Source organism: Halopseudomonas sp. (assembly GCF_038130085.1).
In the GTDB taxonomy this organism is placed as follows: domain Bacteria; phylum Pseudomonadota; class Gammaproteobacteria; order Pseudomonadales; family Pseudomonadaceae; genus Halopseudomonas.
Map to the genome: position 1 here is coordinate 169763 of NZ_JAYPMU010000002.1, position 26135 is coordinate 195897.

Genomic DNA, 26135 nt, shown 5'->3' on the forward strand with positions numbered 1-26135 from the left:
GCACCATCAGGTTGGGGCATCGAGACTATCCGGTTGAGATCCAAGTGTCACCCCAGCGTACCGTTCAAGCCCACATGTGGTCGTTGCATGATGTTTCCAGCTTTTGTCGGTCTAGTCCGTCGCATGTTCGTTGGTGGGAGCTGCCTGCGGGCCACGGTGTGCCTGCTGGTTGGCTGCCTCTTTGCCCAGCCGGCGCTTGCAATGCGTGTGGTGTTTATCAGCCCCGGAAAGTCCAACGAGCCATTCTGGGTGGATGCTGCCGAAGGTTTACAGCATGCAGCGGGATCCTTGGGGGTTAGTCTCGAAATCCTCTACGCCGAGCGTGACCATCTGGCGCAGCTGAGTCTGGCGCGCGATATCGCTGCGCGTCCAGACGACCAGCGCCCAGACTATTTGCTTGTCGCTGCCGACAAGCAGGCATTACCCGGGCAGCTGGAGATTGCCGAGCGTGCGGGTATTCATGTGTTTTCTGCCTATAACGGTGTTCAACGGGCAGAGCGGGGCATCCTTGGCTATCCGCGTGAACGCTTGGGACACTGGCTGGGTAGTCTGGTACCGAACGCCGAAGAAGCGGGGTATTTGACCGCTCAAGCGCTGATCAAGCAAGGGCTGGTGCAGTATCCGCAGGTCGGCGGCGCTGTGCTCGAGATGGTTGCGATCTCCGGAGATCGCACAACGGATAGTTCGCGACGCCGCACCCGGGGTATGCAACGCGCGGTTGCCGAGTATCCGGGCGTTTCTCTGCGTCAGACGGTGTACGCCGATTGGCAGCGTGATAACGCACGCTATCAGACGCCGATTCTGCTCAAGCGCTATCCGCGTACCCGGTTGCTGTGGACCGGTAGTGACCTGATGGCATTTGGTGCAATCGAAGGCGTACGCAGCACCGGGCGCGAGCCCGCCAGTGACGTGCTGGTGTCAACCGTGAATATGACCGAACAAGCGACCCGCGCGTTGCTCGATGGCGAGCTGCAGGCGATGGCGGGGGGGCACCATCTGGCCGCTGCCTGGGCGCTTGTAGTGTTGTACGACTATGAGCACGGCGTTGACTTCGCCACTTCTGAAGGGCTGGAGATGGAAAAGAGCATGTTTGCGCTTTTCGATCGGCAGATGGCAGAGGTTTACCTGAGTTATCTGGCGGCCGGCCGCCCCCAAGTCGACTACTGCCGTTTCAGCAAGGTGTGCAACCCCGGGCTGCAGGCCTACGATTTCTCTATTCGTGGTTGGCTGCAGGCAGCAAACGCTGCCCTTAAGCCCAGGTAAGACCGCGAGTCAGCCGCGCTTGGCGATGATCCACACCGCATGCACGATGCCCGGAATGTAGCCGAGTAACGTCAGCAGGATATTCAGCCAAAATGCGCCGCCAAAACCGACTTGCAAAAAGACACCTAGCGGCGGCAACAGAATAGCGATCAGTACGCGAATCAGATCCATGTTTTTGTTTCCTTTGGTCCAGAGGTGATATGAACTCTGACTCGCGTGCCGCCTGATCGTTCAGCCTCCGATTACGCCGCCGTCTTCTCGCGTGATCATCACCGTGGTGGAGCGGGGGCGGGTTACTCCATCGCTGGCCGGGTAACTGATGCCCGGGTGTTGCACGTTGACCCACATGGCGCGGGCATCGGGCGTCCAGGTGATACCGGTGATCTCGGCGCCGCGGGGCCCGACCAGAAAGCGCCGAATTTCGCGGCTAACCGGGTCTGCGCAGAGCATCTGGTTACAGCCGATGTCGGCGGTATAGGGCGCGCTTTCGTCGGCATCGGTCAGAATCCACAGACGACCGTCCGGGTCGAAGGCCATGCCGTCGGGCGATGAAAACAAGTCACCCTCGATGTTGCCGATGCGATTGGCGGGGACACTGCCATCGTCTTTCTGGCGCTCTCCAGCCAGTACAAACAGATCCCATTCGAACTCGGTTGCCCGGGGATCTGCTCCGGCTTCGCGCCAGCGCAGGATCTGACCGTGGACGTTTTCCTCGCGCGGGTTGGCCGCATCGGTTGGATCGGTTTTACCGCGCTCGGTGTTGTTAGTCAGGCTGACGTACATTTCACGGGTTTGCGGATGGGCGGCCACCCACTCTGGTCGGTCCATCGGGGTCGCGCCTATCGCATCGGCAGCGCCACGGGCGTTCAGCAGTACGGCATGCTGGTCAGCAAAGCCATTCTCTGGTGTCAGCCCCGGCGCGCCCCAGCGCAAAGGCAACCACTCGCCACGGCCGTCAGCATCAAAGCGGGCGGCGTACAGAGTGCCACTGTCTAGCAGATCGCGGTTGCGGTCTATGTCGCCCGCCTTATAGGGTCGCTCTGGGACGAACTTGTAAACGTACTCACCGCGCGCATCATCACCGGAATAGACTGCCATATGACCACGCTCGTCGACGACGCAGGTGGCGCATTCACGGCCCAGGCGTCCCATTGCGGTACGCTTGCGTGGCTTGTCGTTGGGGTTGAACGGATCGACTTCTACCACCCAGCCAAAGCGGTTTGGCTCATTGACGTGCCCCTGATACGGGCGATCTGCGTCCGGTGTGGCGTTAAAGCGCGGGTCCACTGATTCCCATGCGTAGTACCGGCTGCTGCCACTCAGGCCGATACCGTAGCGTTTGTGGGTCGACCGGGTGTTGTAGTCCGCCTCGTCGCGGTTCACAAAGTAGTTGTGAAAGTTCTCTTCGCAGGCGAGATAGGTTTGCCACGGGGTGGCGCCCATCGAACAGTTGTTGATGGTCCCTAGTACCTCCAGCCCTGATGGATCGCTCTCTGTGCGCATTGCCGTATGACCGGCAAGGGGGCCGCTGATAGTCATCGGAGTGCTGGCGGTAATGCGCCGGTTGAGTTTCGAATCTGCGACCCGCTGCCACTGGCCGCTGGCGTCGCGGCGGATCTCGATAATGCTCAGACCGTGGGCAGCCATCTCCTTGTACACCTGCTCGGCCGGGCGGTCTCGGCTATTGTCCTCCCGCTGTGTGAACTGCATGCCGTTGGGATGCAGGGTTGGGTTGACGTACTCGTGATTGACGACCAGCAGGCCATGCTCGTTGGGCTGATCGGCAAAGGGAAAGTAATGCATGCCGTCGTTGTTGTCGCCAGCCTGCATCAACTGATCCTCCCAGCTGTTGCTGGCGTCACTCCGCCAGGCTGGAGCGCCCGGCAGTACGGCGTCACCCCAACTGAAGAAGGGCGTGGCGCGATAGCCGGAGGGGACAATTACACTATCAAATGAGCTTGAGGTTTGTGCTGCAACACTTTGAAATCCAAGTAAAGAGTTACGTATTTCTTTCTGCTCAGAGGTACAGGCGCTGAGCAGCGACGGTAGCAGGCTGGCTAATGACGCAGCGCCTATTCCTTTGAGCAGGGTGCGCCTGCTGACCGCAACGCTGGCGAGACCGGCTGCCCGGCTGGGGTTGATGCGTTGATCGTCGACCGCTTCCAATTGACGGTGAAACTCGGGGTTTTGCCAGCTCATATTTGACTCACTGTGACAGGCGGTAGCGGAAGGTGTTGCGCACCCCGGTAACCGCGACAGGCTGGCCATTGACCAGCCTTGGTTGATAGATGAAATCCTTGGCAGCAGCAAGCGAAGGCCGGGCGAACAGCGGGTTTTCGCATGCCCCGCTGACAAGTCGCGGGTTGTCGACGCGGCCGTTGGCGTTGACGTCGTATTCAACGGTGCAGTCGCCTTCCAGCCGCTGGGTCAGTGCTCGTCTGGGGTAGTCCGGCTCGGGCTTGCTTAACGGCAGATATTGGCGTTGCGCTGCGGCGCGTTCGGCGGCCGCTGCGGCTGCAGCATCTGCGGCTGCCTGTTGGCGCGCAAGCTCATCCAGCCGCTGCTGTGCAGCAGCGGCCTGGGCGGCGAGCCTCTGCTGTTCGGCGCGCTTCTGTTCCCGTTCAAGGGCTTCGCGGCGCTGCTGTTGCCGTTCGCGCTCGTGTCGCTCGGCCAGACGCTTGCGAGCGATGGCTGCCTCGTCGACCACCGGGTTGGGCGGCGGTGCCTCCACAACCGGTGTCGGTGGCTCCGGTACTGTCGGGGAAGGCTCCGTAACGGGGACGACAGTTGCCTCAGGGGTGGGTGCCGGCAACGTCACCAACTTCGTTCGTATGCTGGGTTGTTCTGCAGGTACCGGCGAGCGGGTTGGTTCCCAGCCCGCCCACAACAGTCCTGCGACGGCCGCGTGCAGCGCCAGCGTCGTCAGCAGTGGTGCTGCAATGCCGCGGCGTGACTTGCTCGGCAACGCACTGCGTTCTTGCAGCAGCATGAGGGGTGGAGTTGCTGCGCTCATGGGGCTTCCGTAATCAGGCCCAGCTGGCTGATGCCTGCCTGTTGCAGCGCGGCCATGCCTGCGACCACGACCCCGTAGCCAGCGCCAGCGTCGGCACGTATGAATACCTGAGTTTCCGGCTGGGCGAGTGTTATGGCGCTCAGTTCGCGGGTAAGCTCTTCCAGGCTGGCGCTGCTGTGTTGGTAGTCGTCGGTCCGCACGCTCTCGCCCATGTTCCAGTGGTAACCGCCCTCGGCATCAATGGACAGGGTGACGACGGACGACGGGTTTTCCGGCTCCAGTGCTTCGGCGGCGACCTTGGGTAGTTCGATCTGTACGCCCTGGGTCATCATTGGTGCGGTGACCATGAAGATCACCAGCAATACCAGCATGACGTCGATATACGGCACCACATTCATTTCAGCTTTGGGTTTGCGCTTGATTCGGCCTGCTCGCATTTCCATGGCTGCTTACCCCGCGTGTTGGCTGTGCAGACGACGGTGCAAGATGGCGCTGAACTCATCGGCGAAGTTGCAGTAGTGCCCAAGCAGGTTTTCGCTGCGGGTACTGAAGCGGTTGTAGGCAATCACCGCGGGGATGGCCGCAAACAGACCGATCGCTGTGGCAATCAGCGCCTCGGCAATGCCCGGTGCAACGGTTGCGAGGGTGGCCTGCTGTACCTGCGACAGGCCGATGAAGGAGTTCATGATGCCCCAGACAGTGCCGAACAGGCCGACGTACGGGCTGACCGATCCGACGGTGGCGAGGAACGGCAGGTGTCGATCCAGACGTTCTTCTTCGCGCGAGATGGCGACCCGCATCGCGCGTTGTACGCCCTGCATGACGGCCTCGGGTTCGCCACCACCGCGCTGGTTGAGCTGGCGGTATTCGTTGTAGCCCGCGCGAAAGATCTGCTCTACGCCGGGTGCGCTGGTTTCTGCGTTGTAAAGCTGCGCCAGTTCAGTGCCGGACCAGAAGCGGGCTTCAAACTGCTTCAGCGCATTCTGCGCCTGGGCAAACAGACGGCCGCGCTGGGCGATGAGAAACCAGGTGGCCAGCGACGCCAGCAGCAGCGTCAGCATGACGCCTTTGACCAGCAGGCTGGCTTCGAGTACCAGCGACCAGATGGTGTGATCGGTTGTGGACATATTTACCTCACTGCCGGCCCCGTGAGGCCGGTCTTGTCGTGCTGATGAAAGAAAAGGGTCAGGGCAGTTGCAGCAGGTCGGCGATAGGCTGCCAGGGCACCAGCTTGAAGTTCTGATTGCCCTCGGGCAGGCGCTTGCGGCCGTCCTGGACCACCAGCAGCCCGCCGGGCCAGGCGGCGCCGAAGTCGGCCGAGCTGACTTCCAGGCCGTCGGTTTCCGAGACGCCGTCAATGCTGGAGAGTGCATTCAGGCCAATGCGGAAGGCGCCGTGCGCGCGGTAGGGTGGCAAGGCGTCCAGCACTACGTAGCTGTCGTTGCCCTGGCTGGAGACGATCAGGTACGGCTTCTGTGAATGCTGGTAGATCGCCATGCCTTCGACGTCGTCGTGCAGCAGATCGCCGACGCTGATCACCGAGGTCAACTCTGTGGGCTGATCTTCAGCGGCCGACAGCGTCCAGATACCGACACCTTCCTCACCGATGAACAGCCGCTGGCGTGCGTCGTCGGCAACACAGCCTTCGGGCTGGGTTGCGGTACTGAACTGGCGCACTGCTCGGGCACTGATCTGGCCACTGCTGCCGTCGAGTCGGTACTGAATGAAGCGTCCATCCTTGTCGTTAGGAATGGCGTAAACCACGCCGTTCGGGCTTTGGCTCATGCACAGGCCGTAGATGTCGTTCAGTTCCGTCGGCACATCCCCCAGGCCGCTGACCTGGCCGCTGGCTGGATCAATTGCAAACAGCTCGAGACTGTTGCGGTCGCGGTTACTGGCGACTGCGAGGTCGATTTTCCGCTCGCCGAGGCTGAAGCCCTTGCGGATGTCGACGTTGTTGATGCGCCCGACCGGCAGGTACTGCAGCTCTTGGCCCTGCAGGTCATAGACGCCGAGTCCACCGCGCTTGTCCGTGCCGAGTACGCGAGCCAGTTCGGGAATGCTCGGGTGGGGCCAAATGGCAGGGTCATCGGCTGCGTCGCCGCCGTGGGGCACCGGCGCCGTTTGCGCTGCGGCAAAAACCTCGGGCAGTGTTGATTCAGCCGGCAGGCTGCTGCCGGCATCCAGCTCGGTGAGCAGTTGTTGGCCGCTATCGTCGATGATCAACACCTGCAGGGCGCCTCCGTGCGGGCGTACCGACAGTTGTTCCGGCTTGTGTCCCTGCTTCAGCGACCAACTCTGGTGCTGCCATTGATCGTCCTGCCAGCGGTAGCGGTGCAGGCTGTTGCTGCCGGTATCCAGCGCGAGCAGTCCGTCAGCGCTGCTGGCAAGGCCCTCAGGGCCCTCGGGCAGTTGGCCCCAGGGCTGAATCAGATCAACGATGCTGCGTGTGCTATCGGTTTCCGGGCGCGGGTCGTAGCGCCAGATGCCAATCTCCTCCTCGCTGACGAACAGCGCGTTCAGCTCAGCGTTAACCGTGCAGGACTTGGCGCCGACCGGCAGGTGCAGTGTGCGTACCAGGCGGGATGGGGTGCCTTGTTCACCGACCAGCCATTGCTGGCCGAGGCCCTCCTCGCCAATCAAAAACAGGTAATCGTGGCGGCTTTGATCCTGATAGAAACACAGGTCTTCCAGCGGGTAGCCGGTGCTCGGCAGATATTCCGGCGCGATGGCAGCGTTATCCGCGCTCCAGCGCAGGATAACCGGCTGATCGCGCTGCAGGTCATGGCTGGCGGCGATCAGGCCGTTACTGCCATGGTGGACTGCCAGGGTGTCGTAGTAGCCGGGCAGAGCGGTGGAAACCGCCTGCTCACCGGCATCCAGACGCTGAATACCGTGCCGGTTGATCACCAGGCTGCCGGCCTGCTCGCCGGGCAGCAGGCGCTGGGCGTTGATGCCGCTGGCGTTACGGATCTGAATGGTCAGCTCACTGCGGCTGACGTCGGTGGCAGCCGCGGGTTGCGCGGCGCCTTGGGTGGTGTCCTGTTCGTTGCAGGCGCTCAGCAGCAGGCTGCTGCCGAGCACTGCGATCAGGGAGATGACTGGACGCATGGTGTATCTCATTGATGTCGGTGGGGGCGGCGGGGCTCTGGGCTCCCGCCGCATTAGCTCAGAAGTGGGTGAGGGTCAGGCCGACCTTGTAGGTCGGGCCGTATTCTTCGTACTGGGCGTTGTAGCGGCGTGAGCCGGTGTAGACGTAGTAGCTCTCGTCGGTGATGTTCTGCGCGGCCATGAACACCTGCAGGTTCTCGGTCAGGAAGTAGCTGGCCGACAGATCGACGAACAGTTGGTCGTCAACGCGGTAGTCGTAGCGCTTGTCCAGCACGTCGCCAACCTCGTCGAGGTAGTCCGACTTGTAGTTGGCGGAGATGCGCAGGCTTAGCTTGTCGTGTTCCCAGCCGAGGGTGAGGTTGCCGGTCAGATCGGACTGGCCAGGCAGATCAATGCTGCGCGACTGCATGCGGCCGGTATCTGCGTTGTACTGCTCGATGTCGGCGTCCGATCGGCTGAGGGTGGTGTTGGCGTTGACCAGCAGGCCGTTCCAGGGCGAAGGCAGCCAGCTGAACTTCTGCGCGTAGGCCAGTTCCAGACCGTATACGGTCGCGCTGTCGCCATTGACCGAGGTGATGGCTTCGTCGAACGTGGCATATTGGCCGGTGCCGGCAACGTCAGCGGTGTAGACGAAGTTTTCGATGTCCTTGTAGAACAGGAAGGCGGACACGGCACCGGCGCGGCCCATGTAGTGTTCGATGCCGAAATCGATGTTGCTGGACTCCAGCGGCTTCAGATCCGGATTGCCGAATTCGGCCTCGTCGGCATCGACCACAAAGCCCGGGAACAGCTGGCCGAAGGTCGGGCGAACCACACTGTTGGTCCAGCTGGCGCGCAGCTGACTGTTCGCGCCGAGTTGATAGATGGCGTGCAGGCCCGGCAGCCAGTGGTGGTAGTCGTTGCGGGAATTGACCGCTTCGAATTTGCCGTCATTGAGGCCGGTGCCTTCCGACTTCAGGCGCGTACCTTCGTAGCGCAGGCCGGCGATTATGCGCAGATCGTCAATGTCGACGGTGTTCATCAGGTAAGCGGCGTTAATATTTTCCTGGATGCTGAAGTCGTTGATACGTGACTGTTCTTCGTCGTAGAAGTCGGCCGGGTTGAGGCCACTGATCAGGCGTTCCAGGGCGCTGGCGGAAATTCGCGGCCCAAGATTGGTGCGGCCGCTGGTAAACTGGCCGAGGCTCAGCTCGGCGTCGGTAAAGCCGTAATCGCCGAAGTCTTCATAGGCCCAAACCTCGAGATCGTTGTCTTTGGTGCGGGTACTGAACTTGGCGCCAAACTGCAGCTGCGACGGCAGGTCCGCCATGAACCAGTCGCGGGTCAGATCCACGCGAATGTTCTGTTCGGTGTCGGTGGTCAGCTGTTTTTCGCGCTCGACTTCGGTCAGGGTGAAATTGCCGGGGTCGTAGAAGGCGCTGTCGATGATCAGATTGGGCTGCTTGCTGTCGTTGTAACCGGCCGCGGTGAAGTCATCGTTACCTTCGAACTTGGCACCCGGTGTGTGCAGCGGGCTGTCTTCTTCAGCCTCGCTGTAGCCATACTGCGCCGCGACTTTCCAGTCGCCGAGCTGACGCTCGCCGCCAATCACCAGGCTTTTGATCTCCTGGGTTTCTTCACGATCCTTGATTTCGCGCGTACCTTCGGCATCGCCGCGCTCGCCCGGCAGCTGTGCATCGGCAAACTCGATCACGTTGGTCTGGCGGGTTTCTGTGTCCTTGAAGCGGCTGTACAGGGTGCGCAGATACAACTCGGTGTCGTCGTCCGGTCTGTAGTCGACGTTGAAGCCCAGGCCCGCGCGCTCGCGGCTGATGTCGTACCGACGCTCCTCCAGTTCCTCCAGACGTGCACCAGCCGGATCGTCAAAGTCCCAGGCACCACCGGTTTCGACGTTGTCGGAACCAAAGCTGCGATCTTCCCAGCTCACGGCGGTAGCGATGGCGAGGTTGTCGATACCGTCACCGACGCTGAAGCGGTTGCTGAACGCGCCGGATACCTTGGGGCTGGTGTCGCCGGTGTTCTCGTCGTAGCTGGCTTCGGTCGACAGGCTGTAGAACATGGCGTCGTGATCGAAGCCGGACAGGCTTTCGACCTCGATGGTGCCGCCGAGGGAGTTGGCGTCCATATCCGGGGTCAGGGTCTTGACCACCGAAAGTGACTGAATTAACTCGCTCGGCAAAACGTCCATCGCCACGGCGCGGCGATCGCTCTCCGGTGCGGGTACCAGCGTGCCGTTGATGGTCACGCTGTTGAGGTCGGCTCCCAGACCCCGAACGCGGACAAAGCGGCCCTCGCCCTGATCGCGTTCAACAGAGATGCCCGGAACGCGCTGCAGTGCCTCGGCGGCGTTCTCATCGGGGAGCTGACCGATGGCGTCGGCGTGTACCACGCTTTCGGTGTTGTTGGACATGCGTTGCTCCTGCAGCGCCTGCTCCATCTGGGCAGCCTGACCGATGATGGTCATGACTTCGGTGGTGGCCTGCGCCCAACTGGCAGAACTGCCTGCGATGGCAAGCGCCAGCGCGCTGATACGAAAGCTTGTATGCAGGCGTGAAGTGCGGACAGACATGGGGTTCCTCTCCTGGCGAATGGGTTTCGTGTCCCGTTGGGAAGTGGAACTTAGGGAGGCGATGTGGCGTTTCTGTGACAGTCTTCGACGTCTGGTCGCCAAATGAGTCGAAACCGCTGCCTGAATGGTGGTTTTTGAGCTGAATTGACCTCTCGAACCTCTCTGCAAGCCCTATTTCACGGTGTCTGCGGGCTGAAGTGGGCCATTTTGCGCAGGCGAAGTGCAGATGCAGTGAGCCAATTTGACCCGCATGCTGACACGGAACCGTCACATCGCTCTGGTCTGCTGGCGCCATTGCAAGCGCGCGAGGTTGAAATGAACTCGATGTTTTTCCTGCACCGGATCAAATGGCTGGGGCTGTTGTTGCTGGCCAACGCAGGGCTGATGCTGTACCTGAGTCTGGGGGAACTGAAGCCGGTCAGTATCTGGGCCTGGACTGATATCACAGGCGAAGGCGGCTCGGCGCTGCTTGTGCTGGCTTGGACTGCGCTGATGTTGAAAGGGCGGCCAGCAGGTCGGGTGACCAATCTGCTGTTCGTCGGTCTGGCCTGCCTGTTTCTGTCACTGTGGATGGACACGCTGGACGAGTTTGTCGCTCTGCCAGAGGCTGTCATGTGGGATCACTGGCTGGAGTCGGCGCCAATGCCGGTCGGGTTTGTGCTGCTGACGGTCGGGATATACCACTGGCATCGAGAACAGCTGGCAATCAACGCGCAGATGGTCAATCGCGAACGCCACTTCAGGGAGCACCGGCAGTTCGATAAGCTGACGCCGCTGGCGGATGCGGGTTACCTGCGCTGCCAGTTGGCGGCGGCACTGCCGCAAGCCGAGTCGTCGCAGCAACCGCTGTCGCTGCTGACGATTGATCTGGATGACTTCCATCAGGTCAATGCGCGCTATGGCCATCACGAGGGGGATCGGGTTTTGCAGCTGGTCTGTCAGCTGCTGCTCATGAGTCTGCGTCGCCATGATCTGCTGTGTCGTCTGGCGGGCGACCGCTTTGCCGTGCTGTTGCCAAATACACTGGAAGATCAGGCGCAGGTCATAGCCCGTGAGATCAGTGATTCGATCGCGCATCTGGCGTGCAGAAGCGCGCAGCAGGGCGAGCGCATCCTGTTGCGAGCAACCGTGGTAGCGGTGATGGCGCGTCAGGACGATGCAGATTCGCTGCTGCAGCGCAGTAATGTGGCGATGGCACATGCCAAACAGGCACTGCAGTTAAAGCGAGCCTGATCTCATGGAGCCGAGCACCGCCCCGCGCTGGTATGACGCTGATGCCAAGGTGATCGAGGCAGGGCACCAGCCCGCCTGTCTGGTCGACCTGGCGTTGTGTAGGGGGATCGACAGTCATCGTTTGATGCGTGGCAGCGGGCTTTTTTATGACGACTTGCTTGCGCCGGGCGCCATGATCAGCGCCAATCAATATATGCGTCTGATCGATAATGCGCGGCAATTGCTGGATGCAGATGACAGCAGCTTTCTGCTTGGGCAGCGCTTGCTGCCGGGCCATTTTGGCGCGTGCAGCAATGTGCTGCTGCACGCCGACACGCTGCTGCAGGCGTTGCACCAGCTGGTTAATTTCAGGGTGTTGTTGTGTCCGTTACTGGCCCCGCGATTGGTAGTGGATGAGCATCATGCCTATGTGTACTGGGTGGATGCGCTGGCGCTGGGGCGTAGTCGCCAGTTTCTGTTTGAAGCGAGCATGACTGCAGTGACTGCCTTGACACGTACCTTGTCAGGTGAATCGCTGCCGTGGGAGTACCGCATGGCCTGGACAGCGCCACGGCACGTAGAACAGTACTGGGTGCACATGGGCGAACGGTTACGCTTCGATGCCCCGATTACCTGCATGCGACTGCCCCGCGAGGTACTGGTGCGGGCGCCACTGTCAGCTTCGCCAATGCTGGCTCGGATCGCCGAGCAGCAGGCGATGCTGGCGATAAGTACACTGCCGGGTGAAGGTACGCTGTCGGAAGTGGTGTTTGACTGCCTTTACCGCAATGCGCGCAAGCGGCAGGGGCTTGATCAGGTAGCGGACTGCTTTGGTATGAGCGCGGCGACGTTCAAGAGGCGGTTGCAGCGCGAGGGAACCGGTTACCAGGAGCTGCTGGACCGCGCCCACACGCAAATAGCGCTGGAGCTGTATCAGGGGCGCGGATGCAGTCACGACCAGGTGGCGGAGAGTATGCAGATCAGCGACCGCACCAACTTCCGGCGGTTGCTGAAAAGGCTGACCGGAAAATCGCCGGACAGCCTCAGGGTTTGGCTTGAAAGTTGATTTTATTCAATGTCTTGCGAGTATTACTTAAGGCGGCGCTCAATGCCCATCTGCATCAGGATCTTCGCTGAAATCTCTTCTACCGAGTAGTGCGTTGAGTTAAGGAAGGGAATGTTCTCCTTGCGGAACAGGTTCTCCACTTCCCGTACTTCAAATTCGCACTGCGGGTAGCTGGAATAGCGGCTGTTGGGGCGGCGTTCGTTGCGGATGCTGGCCAGACGGTCTGGGTCGATGGTCAGGCCGAACAGCTTGCTCTTGTTCTGCTTGAGCGCCTTGGGCAGCTGCAGGCGCTCCATGTCGTCCTCAGTCAGGGGGTAGTTGGCGGCGCGAATACCGTATTGCAACGCCATGTACAGACAGCTTGGCGTCTTGCCGCAGCGGGAGACACCAACCAGGATGATATCGGCCTGGGCGTAGTGGTGTGTGCGCGCACCATCGTCGTTGTCCATGGCGAAGTGCACCGCGTCAATACGGTCTTTGTAATGGCTGTTGTGCTGGATCGAGTGGGTCTTGCCTACCGAGTAGGACGAGCCGTCACCCAGTTCCTGTTCCAGCGGCGCCAGGAAGGTCGAGAAAATATCGATCATGTAGCCATTGGATTTGGCCAGCTCCTGACGAATCTCGCTGTTGACCACGGTATCGAAAATGATCGGCCGCGCTGCATCTTTCTCGGCAGCAGCATTGATTTGTTGTACCATGTCACGCGCTTTTTCCACGGTATCGACGTACGGGCGCAGCAGCTTGGTGAACTGGATGTTCTCGAACTGTGCCAGCAGGCTTTGACCAAGCGTCTCGGCGGTGATGCCGGTACCATCAGAAATGAAAAAAGCGGTGCGTTTCATTCACGAAGCCTTAAGATGTCGTGTCTCGGTTACCGGGTAGCCCGCATATATGTCGGAGCAGCCCCCAAAGATCGGCATTGTGGCGCATTTGCAGCGGGCAGACCAGTATGCTCCCGCCGCCGCACAGACTTATTAATAGATTGACGGAGAGATCACCTTGTTAGAGTACGTAGTGTCCTTCGAGCAGCTGGGTGTCAATGACGTCGAGCGCGTTGGCGGCAAGAACGCCTCCCTTGGCGAAATGATCAGCAATCTGGCCAACGCCGGCGTAACGGTTCCCGGTGGCTTTGCAACCACTGCAGATGCGTATCGGGAGTTTCTCGAGCAAAGTGGTCTCAATGATCGCATTCACGCTGCACTGGACAAGCTCGACGTCGACGACGTCAACGCGCTGGCCGAAACCGGTGCCCAGATCCGTCAGTGGGTCATGGACGCAGAGTTCCCCGCAGCGCTGGATAAGGCGATTCGTGAAGAGTTCGCCAAACTCTCTGACGGTAACCCCAATCTGGCTGTTGCCGTTCGCTCCTCTGCTACCGCAGAAGACCTGCCGGATGCCTCCTTCGCCGGCCAGCAAGAAACCTTCCTGAACATTCGCGGCGTCGACAACGTTATTCACGCTGCCAAGGAAGTGTTTGCTTCTCTTTTCAATGACCGCGCCATTGCCTACCGCGTGCACCAGGGTTTCGATCACAAGCTGGTCGCTCTGTCCGCTGGTGTTCAGCGTATGGTTCGCTCCGAAACCGGCACTGCGGGTGTAATGTTCACCCTGGATACCGAATCCGGCTTCCGCGACGTTGTGTTCATCACTGGCGCCTACGGCCTGGGTGAGACCGTTGTGCAGGGTGCGGTCAACCCTGACGAGTTCTATGTTCACAAGCCCACGCTGGCTGCCGGTCGTCCGTCGATCCTGCGCCGCAATCTGGGCAGCAAAGCGATCAAGATGGTTTACGGCGACGAAGCCAAGGCCGGTCGTTCGGTCAAGACCGTCGACGTTGATCTGGCCGAGCGCAGCCGCTTCTGTCTGTCCGAGGAAGAAGTGGTCAATCTGGCCAAGCAGGCGGTCATCATCGAGCAGCACTACGGTCGTCCGATGGACATCGAGTGGGCCAAAGATGGCGATGACGGCAAACTGTACATCGTTCAGGCGCGTCCCGAGACCGTGAAGAGCCGCAGCAGTGCCAACGTCATGGAACGTTACCTGCTGAAAGAAAAGGGCACTGTTCTGGTCGAAGGCCGTGCCATCGGTCAGCGTATTGGTGCTGGCCGCGTGCGTATCGTCAATGACGTCGCCGAGATGGACAAGGTTCAGCCGGGCGACGTTCTGGTCTCCGACATGACTGACCCGGATTGGGAACCGGTCATGAAGCGCGCCAGTGCGATTGTGACCAACCGTGGTGGCCGTACCTGCCACGCCGCGATCATCGCGCGTGAGCTGGGTATTCCCGCGGTTGTTGGTTGCGGCAACGCCACCACCGAGCTGAAAGATGGTCAGGAAGTGACCGTTTCCTGCGCCGAAGGTGACACTGGTCTGATCTATTCCGGTCAACTGTCCTTCGATATCAAGACCAACAGCGTTGACGCCATGCCGCCGCTGCCGTTCAAAATCATGATGAACGTCGGCAACCCGGATCGGGCCTTCGACTTCGCCAACCTGCCCAATGAAGGTGTTGGTCTGGCGCGTCTGGAGTTCATCATCAACCGCATGATCGGCGTTCACCCGAAGGCGCTGCTTAACTTTGACAGTCTGCCAGCTGACGTGAAGGACAGTGTGCAGAAGCGGATTGCTGGTTACAGCTCGCCGGTCGACTTCTATGTCGACAAGCTGGTTGAGGGTATCAGCACCCTGGCCGCGGCGTTCTGGCCGAAGAAGGTCATCGTGCGCATGTCGGACTTCAAGTCCAACGAGTACGCCAACCTGATCGGTGGCAAGCTGTATGAGCCGGAAGAAGAGAACCCGATGCTGGGCTTCCGCGGCGCCTCCCGTTACATCAGTGACTCGTTCCGCGACTGCTTCGAACTCGAATGCCGTGCGATGAAGCGCGTGCGCGACGAAATGGGTCTGACCAACGTCGAGATCATGATTCCGTTCGTGCGTACCGTTGGTGAGGCGAAGCAGGTCGTTGAGCTGCTGGGCGAGAATGGTCTGAAGCGCGGTGAGAATGGTTTGCGTCTGATCATGATGTGCGAACTGCCCGCCAACGCGCTGCTGGCCGAAGAGTTCCTTGAGCACTTCGACGGCTTCTCTATTGGCTCCAATGACCTGACTCAGCTAACCCTGGGCCTGGATCGCGACTCGGGCATCATCGCGCATCTCTTCGATGAGCGTAACGCGGCGGTCAAGAAACTGCTGAGCAATGCCATTTCGGCTTGCCGTGCTGCCAACAAGTACATTGGTATCTGCGGTCAGGGGCCTTCGGATCACCCGGATCTGGCTCGCTGGCTGATGGAGCAGGGTATCGAGAGCGTGTCGCTGAACCCGGATTCGGTAATGGACACCTGGTTCTTCCTTGCCGAGAATGACAAGTAAGCATCAGTACCCACAAGTTCAAGGAGAATGCCATGCAGCACTATGTAACGCCGGACCTGTGTGACGCCTATCCCGATGTTGCCGTGGTCGAGCCGATGTTCAGCAACTTCGGCGGTCACGACTCTTTCGGCGGTCAGATCGTCACCGTGAAGTGTCACGAGGACAACTCGATCGTCAAGGAGCAGGTTGATCAGGACGGCACCGGCAAAGTGATGGTTGTTGATGGTGGTGGCTCGATGCGTCGTGCGCTCTTGGGCGACATGCTTGCAGAGAAGGCTGCGAAGAATGGCTGGGAAGGCATCATGGTGTACGGCTGTGTCCGTGACGTTGATGTGCTGGCACAAACTCCGCTGGGTATCCAGGCGCTGGCTAGTCACCCGATGAAGACGGACAAGCGTGGTATCGGCGATCTGAATGTCGTTGTCACCTTCGCAGGCGTGACCTTCCGTCCCGGTGAGTACGTCTACGCCGATAACAACGGCATCATCGTCTCGCCTGTGGCGCTGACCATGCCCGAGTAACGGCGGCTCTAGTTGCATCTGGCAAGGGGGAGGGTGGCAACACCTCCCCCTTGTTGCATCTGGACGCTCAATATCAGCAACGGATTCATCAGTCGCAGGAGAATAGAGTCATGTCAGACGACGATTCGCTTGAGAGTCAGCTACGCGCAATGCTGCGTGATGACGATGGGGCCGATGCCAGGCGCTCTGACGGCCAGCGACTGGATCGGGTTTTGCATCGTGCACACATGCATGGCGCTGTATTCGATCTGCTGGGGCTGGTAGCACGCTGGGGATGGGTGCTAACCGAGGGTGGGTCGCGTGGCATGCGGAACCTCAAACCCAGTCGTCGCTCAAACAACACCTCAAACCCTTCCGATCTGTAGTCAAGAGAGCTCAGCCATGGAATTCGATGTCTGGAGTCAAAGCTTCGTAGCGGCCATGACCACTCTGTGGAGCAAGGTTGCCTCATTCATTCCCGATCTGATCGCGGCGCTGTTTATCGTCCTGCTTGGCCTGATTGTGGCCAAGGTGGCAGATGCGGTGCTGAGTAAGGGGTTGGCAAAAATTGGCCTGGATCGCCTGATGGGTGGTACGGGTGTCAACAAAATGCTCGCGCGCGTTGGTATCAATACTTCGGTGTCCGATCTCACCGGAAAGGTTGCTTACTGGTTTATCCTCCTGACGTTCGTGGTATCGGCATCCGAATCTCTCGGTCTTGCACGCGTCTCATCGACCCTTGATGCGATTACCCTGTACTTGCCCAAGGTTGTTGGTGCTGCGCTGATTCTGTTGGGCGGCTTGCTGCTTTCCCATTTGGTGAATGGTGTTGTTCGCGGCACCGCAGAAAGCATGGGTATGGAGTACGCCAGCGGACTGGGACGGTTTGTGCAGGGGTTGCTGGTCATTATCACGGTGTCGTTGGCAATCGGGCAGTTGCAGATTGAAACGGCGTTGCTGAATCTGGTCATTGCTATTGTGCTGGTTTGCTTTGGTGGCGCAGCAGCATTGGCTCTTGGGCTGGGAAGTCGCCAGGTCGTGGCCCAAATTATTGCCGGAATCTATGTCCGCGAACTCTATCAGCCGGGCGACCGAATCAAGGTTGCGGGTATCGAAGGCGTCGTCGAAGAAATCGGCACCGTGAAAACGCAGATTCTCAATGATGATGGAGAGCTGATTTCGCTGGCAAATCGGCTTCTGATTGAAGAGCAGGTGCGGCGCTGAGCGCCGCTGGCTTAACGGAAGACGTAATTACCTTGGTCAGTCTCAGCCGTCCACATCGTCGCTACAACCCGGCCGACCTCGATGACGAGGAGCTGGTTCTCAGGGCAAAAAGTGAGCTTATTCACACTACCACTGCCTATGAGGAGTTGATGCGTCGTTACCAGCGAACTTTGTTCAACGTCTGTGTTCGTTATTTAGGTAACGAACGGGATGCTGATGACGTTTGTCAGGAAGTAATGCTTAAAGTATTGCACGGACTAAAGCAGTTCGAAGGCAAAGCCAAGTTTAAAACATGGCTATATAGTATTACTTATAACGAATGTATAACTCAGTACCGTAAAGAGAAGCGCAAACGACGACTGCTGGATGCGTTGAGCCTTGATCCTCAGGACGAAGCCGAGGAGCAGGATCTGCAGCCGCAGGCGTCGAAAGGGCTGAATAGCTTGCTGGTGCATGTAAATCCCATTGATCGCGAGATTTTGGTGCTACGCTTTGTAGCGGAGCTGGAGTTTCAGGAAATCGCTGACATCATGCATATGGGGTTGAGTGCTACCAAGATGCGTTATAAACGGGCTTTGGAAAAACTGCGCAATCAGATTGATAGTCCTTTTATATAAGTCTTGTATAGTTATCAGCCAGATTTCAGTTATACTGATTCGGAGTTTTGCGCAAGCTTAACGTCTTAATGGATTTGATGGGGATTCAAAGATGAAATTGAAAAACACTGTGGGTCTCGTTGTTGGTGCTGCTATTGCTGCGTCCAGCATGTCTGCAATGGCTGGCAAGGCCGGTTCGGTTGAGGTTGAAGCCTTCGCTGACCGTTACTTCACTGACAGCATGTACGGCCTAAATGATGGCACCCTGGTGGGTGGCAACATCGGCTATTTCGTTAGTGAGAATGTGCTGCTGAACGTGGGTCTTGGTAAGTACAAGAGCCTTGAGGTAGATGGCACTAACGAAGATGTTGACGGCAAGCTGGCTCAAATCGAGGCGGTTTACCACTTCGGTACCGGCAATGTACTCCCCTATATTTCCGCGGGCCTGGCTCATCAGGAGCTGGAAGCGGATAGCGATAACACCGAAGATCGCACCACCATGGCAATGGCTGGCTTCGGCATCAAAAACTACCTGAACGAAAACTTCTTCGTGAAGGCTGGTGTAGATGCTCTGTACGGCTTTGATCATGGCAATACGGAATGGCAGGCTGGTGTTGGTCTGGGTCTGAACTTCGGTGGCAAGTCTGAGCCGGTTGCTGAGCCTGCTCCGCTGCCTGCGCCGATTCCGGAGCCGACTCCGGCACCTGAAATGCAGTCTGTCCGCGTTGAGCTGGATGTGCTGTTCGACTTCGACAAGGACACTATTCGTCCGGAATACCGTCAGGATATCCAGAGCCTGGCCGAGTTCATGAAGACCTATCCGTCGGTTACTACTACCGTTGAAGGTCACACTGACTCCGTTGGTAGCGATTCCTACAACCAAAACCTGTCTGAGCGTCGTGCCAATGCTGTTCGCGAAGCTCTGATCAGCGAAGGTGTTGATGGCTCCCGCGTTAGCTCTGTTGGCTACGGCGAAGCTCGTCCTATTGCTGACAACGGCACTGACGAAGGTCGTTCCATGAACCGCCGCGTTGAAGCTGAAGTTGAGGCTCAGGTGGAAGTGAAGTAATTCACTCGCTAGAGCATTAAAAAACCCGGCCAATGGCCGGGTTTTTTTGTGTCCGTAATCTCGATCAGGCTTCTACCTCTGTGCTCTCGATCGAGTTGACGCCGGGGAAGCGCAGGCGGAAGTCTTCCGGCATGGGGCGGACCTTGCCGGTAGCAAAATGGAAAAATACAAAGCCGGATTTTGCCAAGGCAACCAGTTCGCCGTTGCTGGCTTTGCTGATGCGGAAGATGATGTCGCCGCCGTACTTGTTGAGATCCATCAGGCCAACTTCAAAAATCAGCGCGTCTCGTGCGAACGCTTCGCGCAGATAGGTCGTCGCGAGGTCGGTAACAATAATGCCGACACCTTTTTCACTGACTTCCTCAATGCCGAACTGATACAGGAAGCGCGCACGAGCCTCCGAAATCATCGAAATCATGGAGTCGTTCGCCAGGTGGTTGGCGCCGTTGATATCGGTGATGCGAACCGTGAGTTGCGTAGTGAAGTAAAACTGGTTCTCGGGGAACTCGAGTTGCAGACGTGCCATAACTGAACAAAGCCTTGTTACGTAAACCGAGGGGCAGAAGTGCTGCGCATTCTACCTGAGCAGCTTGATGCTTGATAGAAAAAAGGGGCTGCCAATGGCAGCCCCTTTTTCACACCTGAGTCTTGCGACTCTGAAGCAGTGGCTTATCAGCCGAACTGGTTCATGGTGTTGTCTTTGCCGCCAGCCTTCAGAGCTGCTTCGCCAGCGAAGTACTCTTTGTGGTTGTCGCCGATGTCGGAGCCAGCCATGTTCTGGTGCTTGACGCAGGCGATACCCTGACGGATTTCCTGACGCTGAACGCCCTTGACGTACGCCAGCATGCCTTCCTTGTCGAAGTAGCCTTTTGCCAGGTTGTCGGTAGACAGCGCGGCAGTGTGGTAAGTCGGCAGGGTGATCAGGTGGTGGAAGATACCGGCTTCGCGAGAGGCGTCGGCCTGGAAGGTACGGATCTTCTCATCAGCCAGCTTGGCCAGTTCGGTTTCGTCGTACTCAACGCTCATCAGCTTGGCGCGGTCGTAAGCAGAAACGTCCTTGCCTTCTTCAACCATGGCATCGAACACCTGCTGGCGGAAGTTCAGGGTCCAGTTGAAGGACGGGCTGTTGTTGTAAACCAGCTTGGCGTTCGGAACGACTTCGCGGATACGGTTAACCATTTCAGCGATCTGACCAACGTGCGGCTTCTCGGTTTCGATCCACAGCAGGTCGGCACCGTTCTGCAGGCTGGTGATACAGTCCAGAACAACACGGTCAACACCGGTGTCCTTGCGGAACTGGAACAGGCCGGAAGCCAGACGCTTGGGCTTCAGCAGCTTGCCGTTGGACTTGATTACGACGTCGCCGTTCTGGATGTCGTCAGCGCTGGTGATGTAGTCACCGTCCAGGAAGCTGTTGTACTGGTCGCCCAGGTCGCCCGGCTCGTTGGTGACAGCGATCTGCTTGGTCAGGCCAGCGCCCAGGGAGTCGGTACGGGCAACGATAACACCGTCGTCAACGCCCAGCTCGAGGAACGCGTAGCGAACAGCGTTGATCTTGGCGAGGAAGTCGGAGTGCGGAACGGTTACTTTACCGTCTTGGTGGCCGCACTGCTTCTCGTCAGAAACCTGGTTTTCGATCTGGATGCAGCAAGCACCAGCTTCGATCATCTTCTTGGCCAGCAGGTAGGTCGCTTCTGCGTTACCGAAACCAGCGTCGATGTCAGCAATGATCGGCACTACGTGAGTTTCGTAGTTGTCGATTTGGGACTGGATTTCAGCAGCCTTGGCCTGGTCGCCAGCGTTACGGGCGTCGTCCAGGGCAACAAAAAGCAGGTCCAGTTCGCGGGCATCAGCTTGGCGCAGGAAGGTGTACAGCTCTTCGATCAGAGCGGCAACGGAAGTCTTCTCGTGCATGGACTGGTCAGGCAGCGGACCGAACTCGGAGCGCAGAGCAGCAACCATCCAGCCGGACAGGTACAGGTAGCGCTTGTTGGTGGTCTTCAGGTGCTTCTTGATGGAGATCAGCTTCTGCTGACCGATGAAGCCGTGCCAGCAACCCAGGGACTGGGTGTAGACAGAAGAGTCGGCGTCGTAATCAGCCATGTCTTTGCGCATGATGGCCGCGGTGTACTTGGCGACGTCCAGACCGGTCTTGAAGCGGTTCTGCGCGCGCATGCGAGCGACGGACTCAGGGTTGATAGCGCTCCAGCCACTACCTGCTTGTTCTTTCAGCTCGGCAGCTGCTTTGATGTCGTTTTGATAAGCTGACATGGTCAATCCTTCAAAGTTTGCGTTAGGTTCAGCACGATTTGTCGACCCAATGCTCCGCTGCTGCGGTTACGCTCAAAGGACAATACGAAAAGGGGGAGACTGGCTTGATGCCAAGAGGAGAGGAGGTGACAGTTGTGCGAGCGCTAAGCCATCGATAATGGCGTTTGCCTGCCGGCGTTAACTGTGCAGCTTAAATTGCTTCCCCGTCCCTCAGGACAACTTGGTTCCAGTCGCCACCTTGTCGATCTGCCTTTTGGGCGGTATAGACACACATCAAACCGTTGGTGTGGGTGTTGATGCGGAGACCTTAAGGTCTCTGGCTAGCGGGAGCGACGGCAATGATGGGACTTCGGTTGGGATAAGTCAATGCCGTTTGTAGTGATTTTTTCGGCGGCACTACAAGGTTCGGGGCGTGACGCATCAGTCAAGGCGATCAACTTTCAGGCGTAAGCTGGTGTTCTCGTCGCGTTGCGTGCTGATGCTGCGACCGATGTCGCTGTTGTTCCCGGTTGTTGTGTCATTGATTCCGCCAATAGAGACCCACTCGCCAAGTCTCGCGGTAACCACCGTATCGGCCTGCTGGACGTCAATGACGTTGCGATGTTCGCTATTTAGGCGGTTGTTGTTTGCGCTGATGGTGATGGTAGCGAGGTCCCCATTTAGACGCACTGTGGCATAGAACCCCTGGGTTACGTCCTGATACTGGGTTTGCCTGACTACATGCCCGTAGGCGTTGGTTGTGGTGGTTGTGATCGGGACGCTTTGCCCGCCTTGTATCAGCACCGGGTAACCTTCGCTGGCGGTGATCTGGCGCACGCTGTCATCAGTGCCTGTGGTTCGGCGGTTGATGATGCGGGCGGTGTTGCCATCGCTCCGGGGCTGTCCAACGATCACGTCTACCGGTCCTGTATCAATTCGGCCGTCAACGCGGTAGCCCTGTTCGATGCCGCTGCGGTTTCCGTTGTTGGCGACACTAATCAGCAGGCGTGATGGCTGTTTGTCTAGTTGGGCAACCAGCTGTTTTATTTCGTTGATCCGCTCCGGTTCGGCGCGGATCAACAGCTGATTACCGTAAGCCGATACTCGCTCATTGGACTGCAGCATCGGTTGCAGGGCGGGAATCAGCGTCTCTGCCAGGTTGTAACCCAGAGGCACTATCTCGGTGGTCGGCGCCGCCTGTGCAATGGGTGTTAACAGCCACAGAATGCTGGTCAGCAGGACTGCGAGCGCGCGATCTTTCATAGCATTCATAGCAGGAAGCTCCTGATAGCCGAGTCGGTCTGACTGCTGCTCCAGAGGTCGTTGAAGCTGTCGCTCCAGCGTTTCACCTGGTCGCGACTCTCCTTTCGGACGAAGCCTTCACGCTGGCGGGCGATCGGCAGCATGAGAAATCCCTGCAGATCGGTCATGACTTGGCAGTAAGGCTGTTTTGCCAAGTCTGGGTGCTGCTTGCGAATCTGGCAAAGGCTGGGAAAGCGGCGGGTGATGCTCAGCAGTGTATGTCCGCTGAGAAAGTCGTTGCTGACCTCTTGCAGCAGTATCTGAATGCGCGCCTTGGGATTGCGCGCAATGAGTCGCTCGCAGGCCTGAATGGTGGCCTGGCGATTAAAGAGCCACTGTGCCTGTTCTGGCGAGTAGATGAGCAGCATTTGGCGGCAGTCATCTATCAGTTGGATAAGTTCGTGCTGGGCGTTGCTCTCATTGATGGCGGTCATGCCCGGCTGGTTGTATTCGGCGGGAGGTACCTGTTCTTCATCCGGATTGTGAATGGTGAAGCGCCCGGGTGATACAAATTCGATGGCGGGAAGCGCCTCGGGCTCTGCAGCGCTGCGGGTCCAGTGCATATCCTGATGTTCGATGCCGGCGTCTAGATATACCTCCGAGCAGGTTTCGAAGCCGAGCTGGCGGTAGAAGGGAATGGCGTGAGTCTGTGCCGATAGATGCAGCTCGATCATGCCGTGATCCACAGCATGATCGATGATAGCCCGCATCAGTCGGTCACCGAGGCCGATGCCTCGATGTTGACGCAGAATTGCCACTCGGCCGATATGGCCGTTCTTAAGCAGGCGTCCGGTGCCGACGGGATGGCCGGCACGCAGGAGCAGAAAGTGGGTTGCCTCTTCATCCTGCGCATCCCATTCCAGGTCTTCCGGGACCTGTTGTTCATCGATGAATACCTGTTGACGAATGTCACGCAGGGCCTTGCCTGTGTGCCAGTCAACGGTGGTCACGACGACATCACTCATCCTGCCTCTCCATCAGCAAAAAGCCTTTTTCCACCAGCTGCTCAAGCAGCTCTTGCGCGTCTTCTTCCTTAGTCCAGCCGAGCAGCAGATCGGCCGGGAGCGAACGCTGGTTACAGATTAGCTGAACCAGCGGCAGCAGCGAGCCGCCAACCACGCAATGCTCGCCATTGGCAAACAGGCGCAGGCTGCCATCTTTGGCTTGCCAGTAGGCCAAGCGTACCGCAGGGTTAGTGCACAGGCCGACGCCTTCATTTAGCGCCTCCATCAGCGACTCTGGGTCGCCAGCATAGGCTTGGGCCAGCTCCGGATACTTAGCCTCGGTCATGTGGCGCCCGAACCAGGTTGCCAATGCCTCTTTATCTGAGACCAGTTCCAGTACCTTTTGTTGCAGGCGGTCGACTGCTGCCTGATCAATGGCGGCAGGGTCCTCGGGCAGGCGAGTGCCGGCATCGGTATAGCGCTGGTCGTCACTCAGGTGGTGGGCCAGGTAGTCAGTGAAGTGCACCAGCACCTCTTGATAGCTGGGTGCGCGGAAGCCGACCGAGATGGTCATGCAATCGGTCTCGGCAATCCCGTCGTGGGCGACGCCAGGCGGGATGTAGAGCATGTCGCCCGGTTCCAGAACCCATTCATCCTGGCACTCGAACTCAGCGAGGATGCGCAAGTCGGGGTGATCAAGCAGAGGGCTTTCGACGGTGCAGTGCTGGCCGACGCGCCAGCGGCGTTTGCCGTGGCCTTGCAGCAGGAATACATCGTAGTTGTCGTAATGTGGGCCAACTCCGCCGCCCGGGGCTGCGTAGCTGATCATGATGTCGTCGATGCGCCAGGATGGCAGAAAGCGGAACTGATCGAGCAGATCGGCAACCTCTGGTATGAACTGGTCAACGGCCTGTACCAGCAGTGTCCAGTCACGCTCAGGTAGCTGAGAGTAGGTGTCGTCAGGGAACGGGCCGCGGCGCAACTCCCACGGGTGCGTCCCATCCTTGAGGATCAGGCGCGACTCGACTTCCTCCTCCAGTGACAGGCCGGCCAGTTCGTTGGGTTCGATAGGGCTTTCAAAGTTAGGGAAGGCCTGGCGGATAAGCAGCGGTTTACGCTGCCAATACTCGGCGAGGAAGCGCTCTACGCCAATGTCACCGAACAGTGAGTCGAATTCAATGGTCATCATTCTGGCTCCAGAATAGACAACGCCCGGTCAATCCGGGCGCTGGTACAGGGTTTGCTGGTCCGCAAGGACCGGCCGGATCAGATGCGCTTGGCTTGCGCCACGGCATTGCCGATGTAGCTGCCTGGTGTCATCGCCTTGAGTTCGGCCTTGGCTTGCTCAGGAATATCCAGGCCATCGACGAAGCCTAGCAGGGCTTCCGGGGTAATGCCCTTGCCGCGGGTCAGATCCTTGAGTTTCTCGTAGGCGTTTTCAACACCGAAGCGACGCATCACGGTTTGGATCGGCTCGGCCAGAACTTCCCAGCAGTTGTTCAGATCTTCGGCTAGGCGTGCAGCGTTCAGCTCCAGCTTGCCGATACCCTTGAGCGAGGATTCGTAGGCGATGACGCTATGGGCAAAGCCGACGCCCAGGTTGCGTAGTACGGTCGAGTCGGTCAGATCGCGCTGCCAGCGGGAAATCGGCAGTTTGCTTGCCAGGTGCTGCATGATTGCGTTGGCGATACCCAGGTTGCCTTCGGAGTTTTCGAAGTCGATCGGGTTAACCTTGTGCGGCATGGTCGATGAGCCGATTTCGCCGGCAACGGTCTTCTGCTTGAAGTAGCCGAGGGAGATATAGCCCCAGATGTCACGGTCAAAGTCGATCAGGATGGTGTTAAAGCGGGCGACCGCGTCGAACAGCTCGGCGATGTAGTCGTGCGGCTCGATCTGAGTGGTATACGGGTTGAACTGCAGGCCAAGTGTCTGCTCGATGAACTGCTTGGCGTTGGCTTCCCAGTCCAGCTCGGGGTAGGCGGACAGGTGGGCGTTGTAGTTACCGACGGCACCATTGATCTTGCCCAGCAGCGGGATGCTCTCGATCTGAGCGATCTGGCGCTCCAGACGGTACACCACGTTCGCCAGCTCCTTGCCAAGCGTCGTCGGGGAGGCTGGTTGGCCGTGGGTGCGTGACAGCATCGGAACAGCGGCGTGCTCAACTGCCAGCGCGCGAATGTTAGAGGCAATCTGACGCATCAGCGGCAGTAGCACCTCATCGCGACCGGCACGCAGCATCAGCGCGTGAGACAGGTTGTTGATGTCTTCGGATGTGCAGGCGAAGTGGATAAATTCGCTGACTTTCTCCAGCTCCGGAAGCTGCTTGGCTTGTTCCTTGAGCAGGTACTCGACCGCTTTTACGTCATGGTTGGTAGTGCGCTCGAACTCTTTAACGCGTTCGGCGTGAACCATGTCGAAGTCTTCTGCCAGGCGATTCAGGATCGCATTGGCTTCGGCAGAGAAGGGTGCGACTTCGCTGATGCCCGGATGAGCAGCGAGGCACTGTAGCCAGCGTACTTCGACCTGTACGCGGAAGCGAATCAGGCCATATTCGCTGAAAATTGAACGCAGGCTGGCAGTCTTGCTGCCATAGCGGCCATCAACCGGGGAAACGGCGGTCAGGGAAGAAAGTTGCATAGTTCTCTCG

General features: G+C 58.8%; 23 protein-coding genes. 9 read left to right on the forward strand and 14 right to left on the reverse strand.

Features of this window, described 5'->3' with window-relative positions; genetic code table 11:
• Positions 1–87: 87 nt before the first annotated feature.
• The gene (locus AAFM31_RS02345; RefSeq protein WP_341706282.1) at positions 88–1263 is read left to right on the forward strand and encodes an ABC transporter substrate-binding protein; all 1176 of its coding nucleotides are present in this window, start codon (positions 88–90) and stop codon (positions 1261–1263) included.
• A 9-nt stretch (positions 1264–1272) separates the two neighbouring features.
• On the opposite strand, the gene AAFM31_RS02350 is transcribed toward AAFM31_RS02345, so the two are convergent.
• Genes AAFM31_RS02350 through AAFM31_RS02380 form a run of 7 tightly spaced genes read right to left on the reverse strand, consistent with a single transcriptional unit; the run spans position 1273 to position 9956 of the window.
• Complete coding sequence (locus AAFM31_RS02350; RefSeq protein ID WP_341706283.1) at positions 1273–1434, reverse strand: YqaE/Pmp3 family membrane protein; 162 nt, start codon at positions 1432–1434, stop codon at positions 1273–1275.
• A 60-nt stretch (positions 1435–1494) separates the two neighbouring features.
• Positions 1495–3462 carry a PhoX family phosphatase gene (locus AAFM31_RS02355; protein ID WP_341706284.1) on the reverse strand — a complete coding sequence of 656 codons (1968 nt, stop codon included), beginning with the start codon at positions 3460–3462 and terminating at the stop codon, positions 1495–1497.
• Positions 3463–3469: 7 nt separating this feature from the next.
• Positions 3470–4276, reverse strand: a complete 807-nt coding sequence (locus tag AAFM31_RS02360; RefSeq protein ID WP_341706285.1) for a TonB family protein — start codon at positions 4274–4276, stop codon at positions 3470–3472.
• Positions 4273–4713, reverse strand: a complete 441-nt coding sequence (gene tolR, locus AAFM31_RS02365) for a protein TolR (RefSeq protein WP_341706401.1) — start codon at positions 4711–4713, stop codon at positions 4273–4275. Before tolR ends, AAFM31_RS02360 begins: the two co-directional genes overlap by 4 nt.
• A 12-nt stretch (positions 4714–4725) precedes the next feature.
• Positions 4726–5403 carry a protein TolQ gene (gene tolQ, locus AAFM31_RS02370; protein WP_341706286.1) on the reverse strand — a complete coding sequence of 226 codons (678 nt, stop codon included), beginning with the start codon at positions 5401–5403 and terminating at the stop codon, positions 4726–4728.
• Positions 5404–5461: 58 nt separating this feature from the next.
• Positions 5462–7387, reverse strand: coding sequence for a phytase (locus AAFM31_RS02375; RefSeq protein ID WP_341706287.1), 1926 nt, complete (start codon positions 7385–7387; stop codon positions 5462–5464).
• A gap of 58 nt (positions 7388–7445) precedes the next feature.
• Entirely contained in the window at positions 7446–9956 is a 2511-nt protein-coding gene (locus AAFM31_RS02380) for a TonB-dependent receptor (protein ID WP_341706288.1), read from the reverse strand.
• A 315-nt stretch (positions 9957–10271) separates the two neighbouring features.
• On the opposite strand from AAFM31_RS02380, the gene AAFM31_RS02385 reads away from it, so the two are divergent.
• Entirely contained in the window at positions 10272–11189 is a 918-nt protein-coding gene (locus tag AAFM31_RS02385) for a GGDEF domain-containing protein (protein WP_371833001.1), read from the forward strand.
• 4 nt (positions 11190–11193) lie between these two features.
• Positions 11194–12234: an AraC family transcriptional regulator ligand-binding domain-containing protein gene (locus AAFM31_RS02390; RefSeq protein WP_341706289.1), complete on the forward strand. Its 1041-nt coding sequence runs from the start codon at positions 11194–11196 to the stop codon at positions 12232–12234.
• 23 nt (positions 12235–12257) lie between these two features.
• Here AAFM31_RS02390 and AAFM31_RS02395 read toward each other — a convergent pair whose 3' ends face one another.
• On the reverse strand, positions 12258–13076 hold the full coding sequence (locus tag AAFM31_RS02395; RefSeq protein WP_088274142.1) for a pyruvate, water dikinase regulatory protein: 819 nt from the start codon (positions 13074–13076) through the stop codon (positions 12258–12260).
• A 157-nt stretch (positions 13077–13233) separates the two neighbouring features.
• On the opposite strand from AAFM31_RS02395, the gene ppsA reads away from it, so the two are divergent.
• From ppsA to AAFM31_RS02425, 6 genes are all read left to right on the forward strand, one after another.
• Positions 13234–15603: a phosphoenolpyruvate synthase gene (gene ppsA / locus AAFM31_RS02400; protein ID WP_341706290.1), complete on the forward strand. Its 2370-nt coding sequence runs from the start codon at positions 13234–13236 to the stop codon at positions 15601–15603.
• 32 nt (positions 15604–15635) lie between these two features.
• On the forward strand, positions 15636–16124 hold the full coding sequence (rraA, locus tag AAFM31_RS02405) for a ribonuclease E activity regulator RraA (RefSeq protein WP_341706291.1): 489 nt from the start codon (positions 15636–15638) through the stop codon (positions 16122–16124).
• Between the two features lie 110 nt (positions 16125–16234).
• Positions 16235–16489: a hypothetical protein gene (locus AAFM31_RS02410; protein WP_341706292.1), complete on the forward strand. Its 255-nt coding sequence runs from the start codon at positions 16235–16237 to the stop codon at positions 16487–16489.
• Positions 16490–16505: 16 nt separating this feature from the next.
• On the forward strand, positions 16506–17327 hold the full coding sequence (locus AAFM31_RS02415; RefSeq protein WP_341706403.1) for a mechanosensitive ion channel domain-containing protein: 822 nt from the start codon (positions 16506–16508) through the stop codon (positions 17325–17327).
• A gap of 32 nt (positions 17328–17359) precedes the next feature.
• Positions 17360–17944, forward strand: a complete 585-nt coding sequence (sigX, locus tag AAFM31_RS02420) for an RNA polymerase sigma factor SigX (RefSeq protein WP_341706293.1) — start codon at positions 17360–17362, stop codon at positions 17942–17944.
• Positions 17945–18035: 91 nt separating this feature from the next.
• The gene (locus tag AAFM31_RS02425) at positions 18036–18992 is read left to right on the forward strand and encodes an OmpA family protein (protein ID WP_341706294.1); all 957 of its coding nucleotides are present in this window, start codon (positions 18036–18038) and stop codon (positions 18990–18992) included.
• Between the two features lie 64 nt (positions 18993–19056).
• Here the strand turns inward: AAFM31_RS02425 and AAFM31_RS02430 are convergent, their stop codons facing one another.
• The 6 genes from AAFM31_RS02430 to purB form a co-directional block, all read right to left on the reverse strand.
• The gene (locus AAFM31_RS02430) at positions 19057–19518 is read right to left on the reverse strand and encodes a thioesterase family protein (protein WP_341706295.1); all 462 of its coding nucleotides are present in this window, start codon (positions 19516–19518) and stop codon (positions 19057–19059) included.
• 146 nt (positions 19519–19664) lie between these two features.
• Positions 19665–21263, reverse strand: a complete 1599-nt coding sequence (locus tag AAFM31_RS02435; protein ID WP_341706296.1) for an isocitrate lyase — start codon at positions 21261–21263, stop codon at positions 19665–19667.
• Positions 21264–21683: 420 nt separating this feature from the next.
• The gene (locus tag AAFM31_RS02440; RefSeq protein ID WP_341706297.1) at positions 21684–22514 is read right to left on the reverse strand and encodes a secretin N-terminal domain-containing protein; all 831 of its coding nucleotides are present in this window, start codon (positions 22512–22514) and stop codon (positions 21684–21686) included.
• Positions 22511–23509, reverse strand: a complete 999-nt coding sequence (locus AAFM31_RS02445; protein WP_341706298.1) for a GNAT family N-acetyltransferase — start codon at positions 23507–23509, stop codon at positions 22511–22513. Before AAFM31_RS02445 ends, AAFM31_RS02440 begins: the two co-directional genes overlap by 4 nt.
• The gene (locus AAFM31_RS02450; RefSeq protein ID WP_341706299.1) at positions 23502–24677 is read right to left on the reverse strand and encodes a cupin domain-containing protein; all 1176 of its coding nucleotides are present in this window, start codon (positions 24675–24677) and stop codon (positions 23502–23504) included. Before AAFM31_RS02450 ends, AAFM31_RS02445 begins: the two co-directional genes overlap by 8 nt.
• 77 nt (positions 24678–24754) lie before the next feature.
• Positions 24755–26125: an adenylosuccinate lyase gene (purB, locus tag AAFM31_RS02455; protein WP_341706300.1), complete on the reverse strand. Its 1371-nt coding sequence runs from the start codon at positions 26123–26125 to the stop codon at positions 24755–24757.
• Between the last annotated feature and the right edge of the window lie 10 nt (positions 26126–26135).